The following is a 14,910-nucleotide window of genomic DNA, read 5'->3' as shown; positions in this document are numbered from 1 at the left end:
TCACCGCCGTTTTCCCAGGTGGTCGGGTGTTTCACTGCTGTTGCGCGTCGTGCGCGAGGAGTGCGATGTGCACCGAGGCGGCCTGCTCGAAGTCGTCGAGGTCCACGCCGAGGCGGACCTGTATGGCTTCCAGGCGGCGGTAGAGCGCGGGCCGGGAGACGTGGTGGAGCTGGGCGGTCCGGGACTTGTTGCGGCCGGTGGCGAGGTAGGTGCGCAGGACGGACAGCAGGTCCTCGTCGGTCGCGCGCAGCAGCCCGTTCAGCTCCCGCTCCGCGAAGGACTGCACGTGCGGGTCGTCGCGCAGCAGGCGGATCAGGCCCCGCAGGTGAACGTCCCGCAGGCGGACGACCGGCGGGAGGTCGAGGGCGGCGACGGAGTCGGCGACGGCGTCCGCCACGTGCTGGGCCTCGCGGAGGCCGGCGGGTACGTCGTCCCAGACGACGCGGGGGTCGGCCGCGGCGACGACCGTGCGGGCCGGGCCGGAGTCGGTGCGCAGCCGGGTCGCGAAGTGCGCGGCGAGGGCGTCGGCGTCCTGGTCGCGGGGGAGGCTGAGCAGCACGGCGGTGGCTCCGTCGGCCAGTTCGGCGACCAGCCCGGGCAGGCCCAGCAGGCGCAGCAGCCGGTCGAGTCGGGGGGTGTCGCCGTCGCGGACGACGAGCGGCACGAACGTCCGGCGGTTGACCGGCAGCCCGGCCGCGCGGGCCCGGGGCAGCAGTTGCCGTGCCGGTACGATGCCGCTGACCAGGTCGGTCAGCAGGCTCTGTGCGGACTGCTCCTCCCAGGAGCAGGCGGCGCCGCCGCCGAGCATGCGGTGCAGGACGAGGGCCTCGGCGGCGCGGTCGGCCAGCAGCCGTCCGGTGGCGGTGTCGCCCCGGTAGCCGCACAGCACGATCCGGCCCCACCGCTCCCCGCGTCCGCCCAGCTCGGCCCGGATCCAGCCGTCGCCCTCGGTGCCGCCGGCCTGGCGGGCTATGCGCTCCCAGTCGCGCAGCACGTCGTCCACCGCCGGCCGCTCCCCCGCCGTGCCGAGGACGCGGTGGGCGAGGTTGGTGACGACGACCGGGCAGGCGCTGTGCCGGGCGACCTCGTCGAGGAGGCGTTGCAGCGGGGCGCCCTCGGTGATGAGGGCGGTGAGTTCGGTGCGGACGGCCTCGGAGAGGCTAACGGCGGCGAACTTGCGCCGCACGAGCCGTGACTGGACCTCCTCGGTGAGCTCGGCGAAGGGGAAGGGCCGGTGCAGGACGACCATCGGCAGCCCGCACCGCTCGGCCGCCCGGCGCATCACGTCCGGTGCGGCGGGGAAGGCGCGGCCGAGTCCGAGGACGACGGCGGCGGCCTCCGCGCGGTGCAGCGACCGGACGTACTCGGCCTGCTTCTCCTCGTCGCCGGCGAGCAGCACGCCGGTGGTGAGGACCATCTCGCCGCCGCTGAGCATCACGCCGACGTCGGCGGCCTCGGCGACGTGCACCCAGCGCACCGGCCGGTCGAGATGGCTCGCGCCGGCCACCACCTCGGGCTCCCCGGCGAGCACCCGCTCCAGGGTGAGGACCTGCCGGACCGACAGCGCGCGTTCCAGGGAATCCGAGGTGATGGTCATGGTGCCGTTCCCTTGCTAGTTCACTGCTACTGGATGCTCCTCAGAGCGTTCTCGAGGATCGCGGCGCCTTCCTCGGCCTCCGCGACGTTGAGGGACAGCGGCGGGGCGACGCGCAGGGCGCTGGTGTTGTGGCCGCCGCCCTTGCCGATCAGCAGGCCGCCCTCGCGGGCCGCCTCCAGGACGGCCGCCGCGGCCTGCGGGTCGGCCTCGTCGGTCCCCGGCTTGGTGATCTCGATGCCGATCATCAGTCCGCGTCCGCGTACCTCCCGTACGGCCGGTACGTGCGCGGCGGCGGCCCGCAGCCGCTCGATGAGCATGCCGCCGACCCGGCGTGAGTTGCCCTGGAGGTCGTGTTCGAGCAGGTAGTTGAGGTTGGCGAGGCCCGCCGCCATGGTGATCTGGGTGCCGCCGAAGGTGGAGATGCTGTTGGCGTCGAGGCAGTTCATGATCTCGGAGCGGGCGACGACGCCGCCGATCGACATGCCGTTGCCGATGCCCTTGGCGAAGGTCATGATGTCCGGCGGCCCGTTCTGCCCGTGGGCCTGCCAGCCCCAGAAGTGTTCGCCGGTGCGGCCCCAGCCGGTCTGCACCTCGTCGGCGATCCACAGGACGCCGCGCTCGTGCAGCACCTCGCGGAAGGCCGCGTACAGCCCGTCGGGCGGCGAGGTGAAGCCGCCGATGCCCTGGATGGGTTCGGCGATCAGCGCGGCCGGGGCACGGGTGTGGCCGAGCAGGTCCACCAGGTCGTCGACGCAGGCCGCGATGAAGTCGTCGTCACTGAGGGAGGCGTACGGGCCGCGGGTGCGCACGCCGCCGTGGACGTACAGCGTCTGGAGCGGGGACAGGGAGGTCGGGGACCAGCCGCGGTTGCCGGTGATGCCGACGGCGCTGAAGGAGCGGCCGTGGTAGCTGTTGCGCATGGCCAGGATCGTGTTGCTGCGCCGGTACGTCGTGGCGAGCAGCAGGGCGGTGTCGTTGGCCTCGGTCCCGGAGGTAGTGAAGAAGACGCGGGCGTCCGGGATACCGCTCAACTGGGCTACCCGCTCGGCGAGTTCGACCATCGGCCGGTTGAGGTAGAGGGTCGAGGTATGGATGATCCGCCCGGCCTGCTCGCTCACCGCCTTCGTCACCTCGGGCAGGGCGTGCGCGGTCATCGTGGTGAGGATGCCGCCGAAGAAGTCGAGGTACCGGTTGCCGTGGGCGTCCCAGACGTGGCGGCCCTCGCCGTGGGTGATCTCGAGGGGGTCCTCGTAGTAGAGGGCGAGCCAGTCGGGGAGCACGGCCCGGTGGCGGCCCAGCAGGTCGTCGGTCACGGCTGCACCAGTCCTTGGTAGGCGTCGGGGCGGCGGTCGCGGTAGAAGGCCCACGTCTGCCGCACTTCTTCGATGAGGTCGAGGTCGAGGTCCCGGATCACGAGCTCCTCCTGGCTGTCGCTGGCGACGTCTCCCACGAACTGCCCGCGGGGGTCGACGAAGTAGCTCGTCCCGTAGAAGTCGTTGTCGCCGTACTCCTCCTGCCCGACGCGGTTGATCGCGGCGATGTAGTACCCGTTGGCGACGGCGGCCGCGGGCTGCTCCAGCCGCCACAGGTGGGACGACAGGCTCCGGTGGGTGGCGGAGGGGTTGTAGACCAGCTGGGCTCCGGCGAGGCCGAGCTGCCGCCAGCCCTCCGGGAAGTGGCGGTCGTAGCAGATGTAGACGCCGACCTTGCCGGCCGCCGTGTCGAAGACGGGCCAGCCGAGGTTGCCGGGCTTGAAGTAGAACTTCTCCCGGAAGCCCTTGAGCTGCGGGATGTGGTGCTTGCGGTACTTGCCGAGGTAGGTGCCGTCGGCGTCGATCACGGCGGCGGTGTTGTAGTAGAAGCCGGGCTGTTCCGCCTCGAACACCGGCGCGACGATCACCATGCCGGTCTCGCGGGCGAGCGCCCGCATGCGCCGCACGGTCGGCCCGTCGGGCACGGCCTCGGCCCAGCGATAGTGCTCCGGCTCCTCGACCTGGCAGAAGTAAGGGCTGTTGAAGACTTCCTGGAAACCGATGATCTTCGCGCCCCGGCGGGCCGCCTCGCGGGCGTGCTCCTCGTGTTTCGCCACCATGGACTCGGTGTCGCCGGTCCAGGCGGCCTGGACCAGGGCGGCACGTACAACGTTGGCCATGAGCTGCTCCTTCGACGCGACGTCAGCGCCTCTACGCCCGTAGAAGCGGGCCGTAGAGCCACGAACGTAAGCCTCCGGCCCGGGCTTGCCAAGACCATCGTCGCCAACCCGCGGTGCCGGGCGCCATTCGCACTCCTGTGGGTGAGTCGCCGGGGGCACGGCGTGCCCGGTCAGGCAGGGAATCCGGCGACCCGGAGGGCGTGCAGGAGGTCCCAGCGCCGCTCGTCCGACACGCCCTGGGCGGCCTCCAGCAGGAGCGGTACGAGGGTCTGCGGACCGGGCTCGGCGCTGCGGGCCGCCTCCTCGGGGGTGCGGACTCTGACATACGCGTCGAGCAGCGCGCGCACCTCGCGGTGACGTCCCTCGGCGACGAGTCCGAGGACGGCCTCTCCGATCTCGCCCGGGGGCCGGGCGACCCCCTGCCGCAGGATCTGCTGCCCGTCGGCCGCACGCCCGGCCGCGCCCAGCGCGTCCGCCGCGGCGACCAGCCGCCCGGCGGGCAGCGAGGCGGCCTCCCAGAGCAGGGTCTGCCAGTGCGCGCCCAGCCCGGCCCGCTCCAGCTCGTCCGCGAGCAACGGGAACCGGGCCGGGGCCCAGGACGTGGCCTCGACCAGCAGTGCGTGCGCCTCGCCGCTGCGCCCCTCCTTCCGCAGCCGCGCGAGGGCCTCGACGGCCCGCACGACCTCCCTCCGCTCCGCCACACCGGCGGCCACGCCCCGCGACTGTGCCGCCCGCTCCTCCCTCACCTCATCGGCGGCCCCGGCGAACCGCGCACCACGCGGCGTACGGCGACCGGTCATGGGGGCGGGTTCGGGGAGCAGCGGCACGGCAGCGGACGGCACGACGACGGGCGCGGCGTCCTCCTCGACCACCCCGGCGAAACGGGCACTGCCGCGGCGGCGCTTGCGTTGCTTGGGGGTGACGGGACTGGGGGTCACGGGCTCGTGGTCGGCCGGGGCCGGGTTGGCGAAGGGGCCGGGCGTGCCGGCGGCTGCCCCTTCCTGGGAGGCGGCCCGGCCCGCCGGATACTCGCCGTGCCGGGCATCGGCCCGGCCGACCCGGGCCGCGAAGGGGCCGGGCGTGCCGGCGGCGGCTTCCCGGGAGGTGCGGTCGGTCTGGTCCGGGGCCTGGAAGACGCCGGCAGCGCCGTCGACTGCGGCTTGCCGGGGGCCGGGACGGCCCACCGGGTACTCACGGTCCTGGGCATCGGCCCGGCCGCCCCGGGCCGCGAACGCGCCGGACGTACCCCCGGCTGCCGCTTCCCCGGAGGCAGCCCGGCCTCCCGCATACTCGCCGTCGTAGTCATCCGCTCGGCGGACCCGGGCCGCGAACACGCCGGACGCACCCCCGGCTGCCGCTTCCCCGGAGGCAGCCCCGCCCGCCGCATACTCGCCGTCGCGGACATCGGCCCGGCCGCCCCGGGCCGCGAACGCGCCGGACGCACCCCCGGCTCCGGCCTCCCGGGGAGCGGCCCTGCCCGCCGCATACTCACCGTCCTGGACACCGCCCCGACCGTCCGGCGCCGCAAACGCGCCGGACGGGCCACCCGCGGCAGCCTCCCGCAAGTCGGCCCGGCGCTCCGCCTCCGCGTCGGCGTCCGCATGCCGGGGGTCATGACGACCGGCGGCACCCGTCACGACTGACGTCGGCTCGTCGCGGTACCAGGGCGTGGCAGGCGTCCCGAAGTCGTACGAGCCACCCGGGCCTGATCGCATACGACCGCTGTCCGCTGCCGGACCGTCACCCGCATACCCCCGGCCGCTGCCCGATCCCGGACCCTCGCCCCCATACCCCGGGCCGCTGTCCGCTGCCGGACGATCACCCTTAGACCCACGGCCCCATGCGGACTGACCACCGTCCGTAGCCGCTCCAGGACCCGTCCCCGTGCCGGACCCCGTGCGCGAACCCCCGTCCGCCGCCGCGAAGCCTCCGGTGTTCGGCCTGCGCCACGCGCCCGACCAGGCACCTTCGTCGTCCGACCAGGCACCGTCGCCGTCCGGGGGTCCACCGTCGCGCGGGCCGGGCCGCCCGTCTGAACCCGGGTCCTCCGCCGCGCCCGGGCCGCCGGACACACCCGCGACAGCCCACGGTATGCCACCACCTCGCCCGTCACCGTCACCCCACACCCCGTGGGACACACCCCGCTCGCGCCGGTCCAAGTCGGCCATTCGCGCCCGGAGTTCCGCGCAGCGCGCTGTCGCGCGTTCGTGGTCGTCGTGGGCCCAGGCGAGGTCGAGGCGGAGGGCGTCGGCCTCTTCGCGGGTGGCGGCGGTGGCGAGAAGGCGGGTCAGGTCCGCCTGGCGTTCGGCGGCGTATTTCTGTTCGCGCAGCATGACGTCGAGCCGGTCCCCGAGGGCGTCCCGGCCGCCGGGCCGGGTGTCGTACGCGGCGAGCGCGGCGGCATGCAGGGACCGGGCGCGTTCCGTCTCCGGGCCCGCGCCGCCAGGGCCGTACTGCCCGGCGAGGTCCTGCAACAGCGCCTCGACCACGTCCCAGGGCGGCATCTCACGCCCGTCGAGACAGGCCCGCATCCCCTCGGGGTCACGCTGCCAGAACACCGCGCACCAGCCCCCGGACGGGTCCAGGCGCGCCAGCAGACCGTCCAGGTATTGCGCGAACTCCCGTACGTCATCCGGGAGTCGATCCGCCGCCATCACTCAACTCCCGCCCGACCGGAGCACTCCGCCCAGTAGGCAACACCAGTCCTGTTACAGCAGTGCTACGGGCAGTTTTCACATCCGGCGCAGGAACCTCAGCGCCCGTCGTCAGACCGGCACCAGCACGCACTGCCCGGCCAGGTCGTCCATCGACAGCCCGAGCGCGCCCGCCAGCGCGGCGACCGTGAAGAAGGCCGGGGTCGGAGCCCGCCCGGTCTCGATCTTCCGGAGCGTCTCGGGGGAGATGCCCGCGCTCGCAGCGACCTCCGTCATGCTCCGGTCGCCGCGCGCCGCACGCAGCAACCGGCCGAGCCGCTCGCCGCGTTCGCGCTCTTCGGGGGTGAGAGGGGTGCGCACCATGCCCCCATTCTAATACCGGTATAATAATTGGCATGGTTGAACTGAAGACCGATACGTCGATCGACGCCATGTACGAGGCGGGCCAGGTCGTCGCCCGCGCCCTGACGGCCGCGCAGAAGGCCGCTGACGTGGGCGTCTCCCTTCTGGAGCTGGACGAGGTGGCGCACGACGTGCTGCGCGAGGCGGGCGCGACCTCGCCCTTCCTCGGCTACCGGCCATCCTTCGCGCCGACCCCCTTCCCCGCCGTCCTGTGCGTCTCGGTCAACGACGCGATCGTGCACGGCGTCCCGACCCGCTACCGGCTGCGCGACGGCGACCTGGTCTCCCTCGACTTCGGCGCCGAACTGGGCGGCTGGGTCGGCGACTCGGCGCTCAGCTTCGTCGTGGGCACCCCGCGCCAGGCCGACCTGCGCCTGATCGAGACCGCCGAGCGGGCCCTCGCCGCCGGCATCGAGGCCGCCGTCGTCGGCAACCGCATCGGCGACATCGCCCACGCGATCGGCACGGTCTGCCGCGCCGCGGGCTACGGCATCCCGGACGGTTTCGGCGGTCACGGCATCGGCCGCCGGATGCACGAGGACCCCGGCGTGCCGAACGAGGGACGGCCAGGGCGCGGGATGCGGCTGCGGCACGGCATGGTGCTGGCGATCGAGCCCATGGTCATCGGCGGTGGCACGGACGGCTTCCACGCCGCTCCCGACGGCTGGACCCTGAAGACCGACGACGGCTCCCGCGCGGCCCACGCGGAGCACACGGTGGCGATCACGGAGTCGGGACCGAGGATCCTGACCGCGCGCTGAGGCCGCCGGCATTGCCCGGTATGCCCCGAAGGTGCCTCTCGTCGGCGATCGTGCGAAGGTGTTCTACGAGCGCGCCCCAGGTGTAACGGGCTGCCACCCGGGTTACCCGACCCCGGCACGTCGACCAGCGAGGGCGTCCCCCGCCCGCGCGCCGGGGACGCCGGGAACGGAAGGCCCATGAGCAGCGGCTTCAGCAGCCCGGAGGGCTACGGCTCGGATCCCTTCGGAGAATTCCTCGCACGCTTCTTCGGCGGACCGCGTCCGGGTCCCCGGCAGATCGACATCGGCCGGCTGCTGAGCCAGCCGGCCCGGGAGCTCGTCCGCGGTGCCGCCCAGTACGCCGCCGAGCACGGCAGCCGGGACCTCGACACGGAACACCTGCTGCGGGCGGCGCTGGCCACCGAGCCGACCCGGACCCTGCTGACCAAGGCCGGCGCGAACCCCGACTCGCTGGCGTCGCAGATCGACGAGCGGTCGGGCCCGGCCCAGCACACTCCGGACGACGCGCCGCCACCGACCGCGCTCTCCCTCACCCCGGCCGCCAAGCGCGCCCTGCTGGACGCGCACGACATGGCCCGGGCCCGCGGCTACGGCTACATCGGGCCGGAGCACGTGCTCAGCGCCCTGGCCTCGAACCCGGACTCGGCCGCCGGGCACATCCTGAACGCGGCCCGCTTCGCCCCCTCCAGCCCGCCCGAGGCGCCGGAGGCCCCGCAGGCCGAGCGGCCGCGCCCGACGAACACGCCGACCCTCGACAAGTACGGCCGTGACCTGACCGAACTGGCCCGGCAGGGCCGTATCGACCCGGTGATCGGCCGGGACGAGGAGATCGAGCAGACCGTCGAGGTGCTCTCCCGCCGCGGCAAGAACAACCCGGTGCTGATCGGTGACGCGGGCGTCGGCAAGACGGCCATCGTGGAGGGGCTGGCGCAGCGCATCTCCGAGGCGGACGTGCCCGACGTGCTGACCGGGCGCCGCGTGGTCGCCCTGGACCTGACGGGCGTGGTCGCGGGCACCCGCTACCGGGGTGACTTCGAGGAGCGGATGAACAACATCGTCGGCGAGATCCGCGCCCACTCCGACCAATTGATCATCTTCATCGACGAGCTGCACACGGTCGTGGGCGCCGGTGCCGGTGGCGGCGACGGCAGCTCCATGGACGCCGGGAACATCCTCAAGCCGGCCCTCGCCCGCGGCGAGCTGCACATCGTGGGCGCCACGACGCTGGAGGAGTACCGCCGGATCGAGAAGGACGCGGCGCTGGCCCGCCGCTTCCAGCCGATCATGGTGCCGGAACCGACCGCGGCGGACGCGATCGAGATCCTGCGCGGCCTCCAGGACCGCTACGAGGCCCACCACCAGGTCCGCTACACGGACGAGGCGCTGGTCGCCGCCGTGGAGCTGTCCGACCGCTACCTCACCGACCGCCGGCTGCCGGACAAGGCGATCGACCTGATCGACCAGGCCGGCGCCCGGGTCCGGCTGCGTGCCCGCACCAAGGGCACCGACGTGCGGGCCATGGAGCGGGAGCTGGAGCAGCTGATCCGGGACAAGGACCAGGCGGTCGCGGACGAGAGTTACGAGCAGGCCACCCAGTTGCGCGACCGGATCATGGACCTGAAGCAGCGGATCACCCAGGCGGGCGGCGACCACGAGATCGACGAGGGCCAGGACCTGGTGGTCGAGGCCGAGGCGATCGCCGAGGTGGTGTCCCGGCAGACCGGCATCCCGGTCAGCAGCCTCACCCAGGAGGAGAAGGACCGCCTGCTGCGTCTGGAGGAGCACCTGCACGAGCGGGTGGTCGGCCAGGACGAGGCCGTGCGGGTCGTCTCGGACGCGGTGCTGCGCTCCCGCGCCGGACTCGCCAGCCCCGACCGGCCGATCGGCAGCTTCCTGTTCCTCGGCCCGACCGGCGTCGGCAAGACCGAGCTGGCCCGGGCGCTCGCCGAGGCCCTGTTCGGCAGCGAGGACCGCATGGTCCGCCTCGACATGAGCGAGTACCAGGAGCGGCACACCGTCAGCCGCCTGGTCGGCGCCCCGCCCGGCTACGTCGGCCACGAGGAGGCCGGCCAGCTCACCGAGGTCGTCCGCCGGCACCCGTACTCGCTGCTCCTGCTGGACGAGGTGGAGAAGGCCCACCCCGACGTCTTCAACATCCTGCTGCAGGTCCTCGACGACGGGCGCCTCACCGACTCCCAGGGCCGCACGGTCGACTTCACCAACACCGTCATCGTGATGACCAGCAATCTCGGCTCCGAGGCGATCACCCGCCGCGGCGCCTCCGTGGGCTTCGCGTCGGGCGGCGCCGACGCGGACGAGGAGGCCCGGCGCGAACAGATCCTGCGGCCCCTGCGCGAGCACTTCCGTCCCGAGTTCCTCAACCGCATCGACGAGATCGTCGTCTTCCGCCAGCTCGGCACGGAACAGCTGCGCCGGATCACCAACCTCCTGCTGGACCGCACCAGGTCCCTCGTGCGGAGCAAGGGCATCTCGGTGACCTTCACCGACCGAGCGGTGGAATGGCTGGCCGACCACGGCTACCAGCCGGAGTACGGCGCCCGCCCCTTGCGCCGCACCATCCAGCGCGAGGTGGACAACGAGCTGTCCCGGCTCTTGCTGGACGGCCGGGTCGAGGAGGGCGGCCGGGTGACGGTGGACGTGGAGGACGGCCACTTGAGTTTCCACACGCAGGCGAGTGCAACGCCCTCATAGGGGCGCGGGGCCGTGCGGATGCGCGGCTCCGCCGTGTGGCGCGCCCAGCCCCCACGCACCTGCGGACGGCCTCAACGCACAGGCCGCACCACCATCGCCGATCCCCCACCCCGCCGTACCGTCTCCGCGGCTGCCAGCCACTTCCCGCCCGGCAGCCGCTGAACCCCCGTAGCCGCACCGATCTCCGGGTTCGACTTGAAGGAGTGCCCGATGGCCTCCAACTGCTTCCTCAACCCGGCGTTGTCGTACAGCCCCGGCTCCAGCTCCGTCTGTGCGGCATTCCGCTGACTGGCCCGGGGCGCGGCGATCGCGTCGACCAGCGGCAACCCCCGGTCGAGGAATCCGACGAGCGTCTGCAGCACGGTCGTGATGATGGTCGCCCCACCCGGCGACCCCAGCGCCACCACGGGCCTGTCATGCCGGTCGAGAACGATCGTCGGCGAGATCGACGACCGCGGCCGCTTCCCCGGCCCGGGCAGGTTCGGGTCGTGCACGGCGGGATTGGCCGGAGTGAAGGAGAAGTCCGTCAGCTCGTTGTTGAGCAGGAACCCCCGCCCCGGCACGGTGATCCCGCTGCCGCCCGTCTGCTCGATGGTGAGCGTGTAGGCGACGACGTTCCCCCACTTGTCCGCCACCGTCAGATGGGTCGTGCTGTCACCCTCGTACGTCGTCGGGGCGGCCGTACCGCCGGGGGCACACCGCGCGGGATCGCGCGGATCGCCCGGCGCCAGCGGACTGGTGAGCACCGCGTCGTCCTTGATCAGGCACTCGCGCGAGTCGGCGAACCGCTGGGACAGCAGTTCCTTCGTCGGTACGTCCTCGAAGGCCGGGTCGCCCACCCAGCGGCCCCGGTCCGCGAAGGCGATCCGGCTGGCCTCGATGTAGCGGTGCAGATACTGCGCCTGACTCGCCTTCGACAGGTCGGTCCGCTCCAGGATGTTGAGCGCCTCGCCGACCGTCGTGCCGCCGGAGGAGGACGGCGCCATGGAGTAGACACCGAGTCCGCGGTACGACGATTTGGTGGGTGCCTGGAGCTTGGCGCGGTAGGCGGCCAGGTCCCTCTCGGACAGGTCGCCGGGGCGGGCGTTCCAGCCGGAGGCCGGGTCCACGGGCGGCTTGCCGACCGTGTCGACGATGTCCCGGCCGATGTCACCGCGGTAGACGGCGCCGACGCCCTTGCGGGCCAGCTCCGCGTAGGTGCGGGCCAGGTCGGGGTTCTTGAAGGTGGATCCGACGACGGGGAGTTGCCCGCCGGGCAGGAACAGCTCGGCGGTGTCCGGGAAGTAGCGGAAGCGGGTCTCGTTGGACGCCGTCTGCTTGCGGAAGGTCTCGTCGACCGTGAAGCCCTCGCGGGCGAGCCGCTCGGCCGGCTTCAGGACGCCGGCGAGCGACTTGCTGCCCCACTGGTCCAGCGCCGTCTGCCAGGTGGCGGGCGTGCCCGGGGTGCCGACGCTCAGGCCGCTGCTGACGGCCTGGGCGAAGGGGACGGGCTTGCCGTTCTCGACGAACAGGTTCTTGTCGGCGGTCAGCGGGGCGGTCTCGCGGCCGTCGATGGTGCGGACCGTACGGGACTTGGCGTCGTAGTAGACGAAGTAGCCGCCTCCGCCGACGCCGGCCGAGTAGGGCTCGGTGACGCCGAGCGCGGCGGCCGTGGCGACGGCCGCGTCGACGGCGTTGCCGCCCTTGCGCAGGACCTCGATCCCGGCGGCGGAGGCGTCCGGGTCGACGCTGGAGACGGCGCCGCCGTAGCCGACGGCCAGGGGGGTCTTCTCACCGCCGGTGCTCTGCGCGGTGGGCGGCGCCGCCGCTCCCAGCGACACCACCACGGCGGCCGAAACCGCCAGGACCGTCAGATTCCGTGCGACAGGGCGACGCATCCGCACCTCCAGTAAAAGGCCGTCCGCGCAGCTTAATTCATCGCCATGGCCGCGTCAGGAATGCGTCGAGCACCGGTGCGTCGCGCCCGCTACCATGCGCGCCCATGAATGACGACGTGCGCAACATCGTCCTGGGGGTGGTCGCGGCGGGTATCAGCGCCGCGCTCGGCTGGGTGGCCCGCACCTCCGTGTGGAAGCGGAAACTCCGGCGCAAGCAGGCCTTTTTGGGGCTGCCCGAGAACTCCGAGTCACTGCTCGTCGTCAACCGCGATCCCGCCGCCACCGAACCGGCAGTGCACCGCTTCGACGTGTTCGCGCTCCTGGAGCTCTCCGCGCTGATCAAGGACTGCGGGGCGCACGTCCACGTGGTCACCCAGGACACGGCCCATCAGGGCTTCGGCGAGCGCACGGAGTTCTGCGTGGGCGGCCCGGGGTCGAACCGGCGCATGATGGCCCACATAGCGGCCATGCTCCCCGGGGTGCGCGTCAACATCGACCCCGAACCGGGTCCGGACCGGGGCGCCTTCCAGATCGGCGGCGAGCGTTACCGCATGGACCCGGGCATCACGGAGTACGCCCTGCTGGCCCGGCTCACCGCCGGCGACCGCCGCGAGGCGCGTCCCGTGTTCCTCTTCTGCGGCCAGCGCGCCATCACCAACCAGGCGGCCACCCGCTACCTCGCCCGCCACCACGAGCGGCTGGCCCGCAAGCACGGCAGCGGCTCCTTCGTCCTGCTGCTGAAGGTGATCAACTCGCAGGCGTACGGCCCGGACGTGGTCGAGCTGGTCGGGGACGTGACCCGGGCGGCACAGAGCCCCCTGCCGGAGTCCCCGGCTCCACGTAGCTCCCACCGGGCCTCCTGAAGTCCTCCACCTCTCAACAATCGTTACTGCCACGTAACTTACCGACGGGTTACCGATGGTAAGAGGACAAGGTTACCGTCGGGTCACTTTGCACTGACACGAGTGAGGAGTGACCCGTGGGACACCACCGCAGGGCTCTGCGCACCACCGCCGTAGGCGCCGTCTCGGCGACTCTGGTCGCCGGCACGGCCCTTGGACTCACCCCCACCGCACAGGCGGCGCCCCACCCGATCCGGTTCGTCGACATCACCGGCGACGGCGGCACCGTCCTCAAGGCCAACGTCGTCACCCCGGCCGACGCCGACGGCACGCGCCGCTACCCCCTGCTCGTCATGCCCACGAGCTGGGGTCTGCCCCAGGTCGAGTACCTGGCCCAGGCTCAGAAGCTCGCCGATTCGGGGTACGTGGTCGTCACCTACAACGTGCGTGGCTTCTGGCAGTCGGGCGGCGAGATAGAAGTCGCGGGCCCGCCCGACACAGCCGACGCCTCGAAGGTCATCGACTGGGCGCTCGCCCACACCCCCTCGGACGCCGGGCACATCGGCATGGCGGGCGTCTCCTACGGTGCCGGCATCAGCCTGCTCACCGCCGCGCACGACAAACGGGTCCGCGCGGTCGCCTCGCTGAGCGGCTGGGCCGACCTGATCGGCTCGATCTACTCCGGGCGCACCCAGCACATCCAGGCGGCCGCCCTGCTGGACGGCGCCAGCCTGGTCACGGGCCGGCAGAGCGCCGAACTCCGGCAGGTCTTCGACGACTTCTACGCCTCCAACCTGGCGAAGGAGCCGGAGCTCATCGCCTGGGGGAAGAAACGTTCCGCTGCGACCTACGTCGACCAGATCAACAGGAACGGCGCGGCGATCATGCTCGCCAACGCCTGGGGCGACACGGTCTTCCCGCCCAACCAGTACGCCGACTTCTACGAGAAGCTGACCGGCCCGAAGCGGCTGGAAATGCGCCCCGGCGACCACGCCACCGCCGAGCTGACCGGCCTGTTCGGGCTGCCCAACGACGTGTGGAAGGACACCGAGCGCTGGTTCGACCACTACCTCAGAGGCGAGGACAACGGCATCGACCGGGAGCAGCCCGTCCAGCTCAAGTCCCGCTCCACCGGCGGCTACGAGGGCTACCCCGACTGGAAGTCGGTCGCCGCGACGCACCGGAAGATCGTCCTCGCGGGCACGACCACGATCCGTACCAACGTGAACTCGGGGGCCGACGGCGGAGTCGTCTTCCTGTCGAACATCCTCGACCAGATGGCCCAGCTGCCCCCGGTCGCCTCGATCCCGCTGCTGCCGCGCCGCTGGGCCGCCGTGTGGCAGTCGGAGAAGTACGCCACGACCCAGCAGGTGCGCGGCACGGCCGAGTTGCATACGACCGTCACCCCGACCAAGGAGAGCGGCACCCTCGTCGCCTACCTGTACGACGTGGGGCCGCTCGGCCTCGGCAAGCTGGTCACAGGCGCGCCGTACACCTTCCACGGGCGAACCCCCGGAAAGCCGTTCGGCGTCGACCTGGAGCTGTACTCCACGGCCTACGACGTCCCGGCCGGGCATCGCCTCGCCCTGGTCGTCGACACGGTCGACCCGCTGTACATCGAGCACAACCCGTCCGGCGCGCAGCTGACCTTCTCCTCGCCGGCGAACGACCCGTCGTACGTGTCGGTTCCGCTGCGCGAGCAGTGATCTCCGGCTGCTGCCGGACGGGCATGGCCGATGTGAACCGCCACCCCCGTGGCCGCCAGGGCCGTGGGGGCCGTACCCGGTGGGAGTGGCCCGCGGACCGGGCGGGCGGTCTGCTCATCCCGGGCGGGATCGGCGGAATTCGGCGAAGTCCCCCTCTCCGACAGGGATGAAGGGCACATCGTAGTCGAGGTCCGATGCGATGAGCCG

10 protein-coding genes are annotated in these 14,910 nt (G+C 72.5%); 4 read left to right on the top strand and 6 right to left on the bottom strand.

The features are described from left to right. Nucleotides 1–31: 31 nt before the first annotated feature. From HDA41_RS32470 to HDA41_RS32445, 5 genes are all read right to left on the bottom strand, one after another. Entirely contained in the window at nucleotides 32–1,597 is a 1,566-nt protein-coding gene (locus HDA41_RS32470; RefSeq protein ID WP_184990333.1) for a PucR family transcriptional regulator, read from the bottom strand. A 26-nt stretch (nucleotides 1,598–1,623) separates the two neighbouring features. Beyond that, nucleotides 1,624–2,910, bottom strand: coding sequence for an aspartate aminotransferase family protein (locus tag HDA41_RS32465; protein ID WP_184990331.1), 1,287 nt, complete (start codon nucleotides 2,908–2,910; stop codon nucleotides 1,624–1,626). After that, the gene (locus HDA41_RS32460; protein WP_184990329.1) at nucleotides 2,907–3,749 is read right to left on the bottom strand and encodes a nitrilase-related carbon-nitrogen hydrolase; all 843 of its coding nucleotides are present in this window, start codon (nucleotides 3,747–3,749) and stop codon (nucleotides 2,907–2,909) included. Before HDA41_RS32460 ends, HDA41_RS32465 begins: the two co-directional genes overlap by 4 nt. 170 nt (nucleotides 3,750–3,919) lie before the next feature. After that, complete coding sequence (locus HDA41_RS41745; protein ID WP_230299544.1) at nucleotides 3,920–6,403, bottom strand: hypothetical protein; 2,484 nt, start codon at nucleotides 6,401–6,403, stop codon at nucleotides 3,920–3,922. Nucleotides 6,404–6,514: 111 nt separating this feature from the next. Continuing rightward, nucleotides 6,515–6,766, bottom strand: coding sequence for a helix-turn-helix domain-containing protein (locus HDA41_RS32445; protein WP_184990328.1), 252 nt, complete (start codon nucleotides 6,764–6,766; stop codon nucleotides 6,515–6,517). A 32-nt stretch (nucleotides 6,767–6,798) separates the two neighbouring features. Here HDA41_RS32445 and map point away from each other — a divergent pair, with 32 nt between their 5' ends. Together map and HDA41_RS32435 are read left to right on the top strand one after the other, a co-directional pair. Next, nucleotides 6,799–7,566: a type I methionyl aminopeptidase gene (gene map / locus HDA41_RS32440; RefSeq protein WP_184990326.1), complete on the top strand. Its 768-nt coding sequence runs from the start codon at nucleotides 6,799–6,801 to the stop codon at nucleotides 7,564–7,566. Nucleotides 7,567–7,743: 177 nt separating this feature from the next. Further along, a complete protein-coding gene (locus HDA41_RS32435) occupies nucleotides 7,744–10,278 on the top strand; it encodes an ATP-dependent Clp protease ATP-binding subunit (protein WP_184990325.1) in 2,535 nt (844 codons plus the stop codon). Nucleotides 10,279–10,349: 71 nt separating this feature from the next. Here the strand turns inward: HDA41_RS32435 and ggt are convergent, their stop codons facing one another. Beyond that, the gene (gene ggt / locus HDA41_RS32430) at nucleotides 10,350–12,155 is read right to left on the bottom strand and encodes a gamma-glutamyltransferase (RefSeq protein ID WP_184990323.1); all 1,806 of its coding nucleotides are present in this window, start codon (nucleotides 12,153–12,155) and stop codon (nucleotides 10,350–10,352) included. A 104-nt stretch (nucleotides 12,156–12,259) separates the two neighbouring features. Here ggt and HDA41_RS32425 point away from each other — a divergent pair, with 104 nt between their 5' ends. Next, entirely contained in the window at nucleotides 12,260–13,018 is a 759-nt protein-coding gene (locus HDA41_RS32425; protein ID WP_184990321.1) for a hypothetical protein, read from the top strand. Between the two features lie 116 nt (nucleotides 13,019–13,134). Then, nucleotides 13,135–14,703 (top strand): CocE/NonD family hydrolase, encoded by a 1,569-nt coding sequence (locus HDA41_RS32420; protein WP_184990319.1) that lies wholly within the window; start codon nucleotides 13,135–13,137, stop codon nucleotides 14,701–14,703. Nucleotides 14,704–14,910: the final 207 nt, after the last annotated feature.

This window comes from Streptomyces caelestis, assembly GCF_014205255.1.
GTDB classification, from domain to species: domain Bacteria; phylum Actinomycetota; class Actinomycetes; order Streptomycetales; family Streptomycetaceae; genus Streptomyces; species Streptomyces caelestis.
This window is presented reverse-complemented; position numbering and strand designations above follow the sequence as displayed.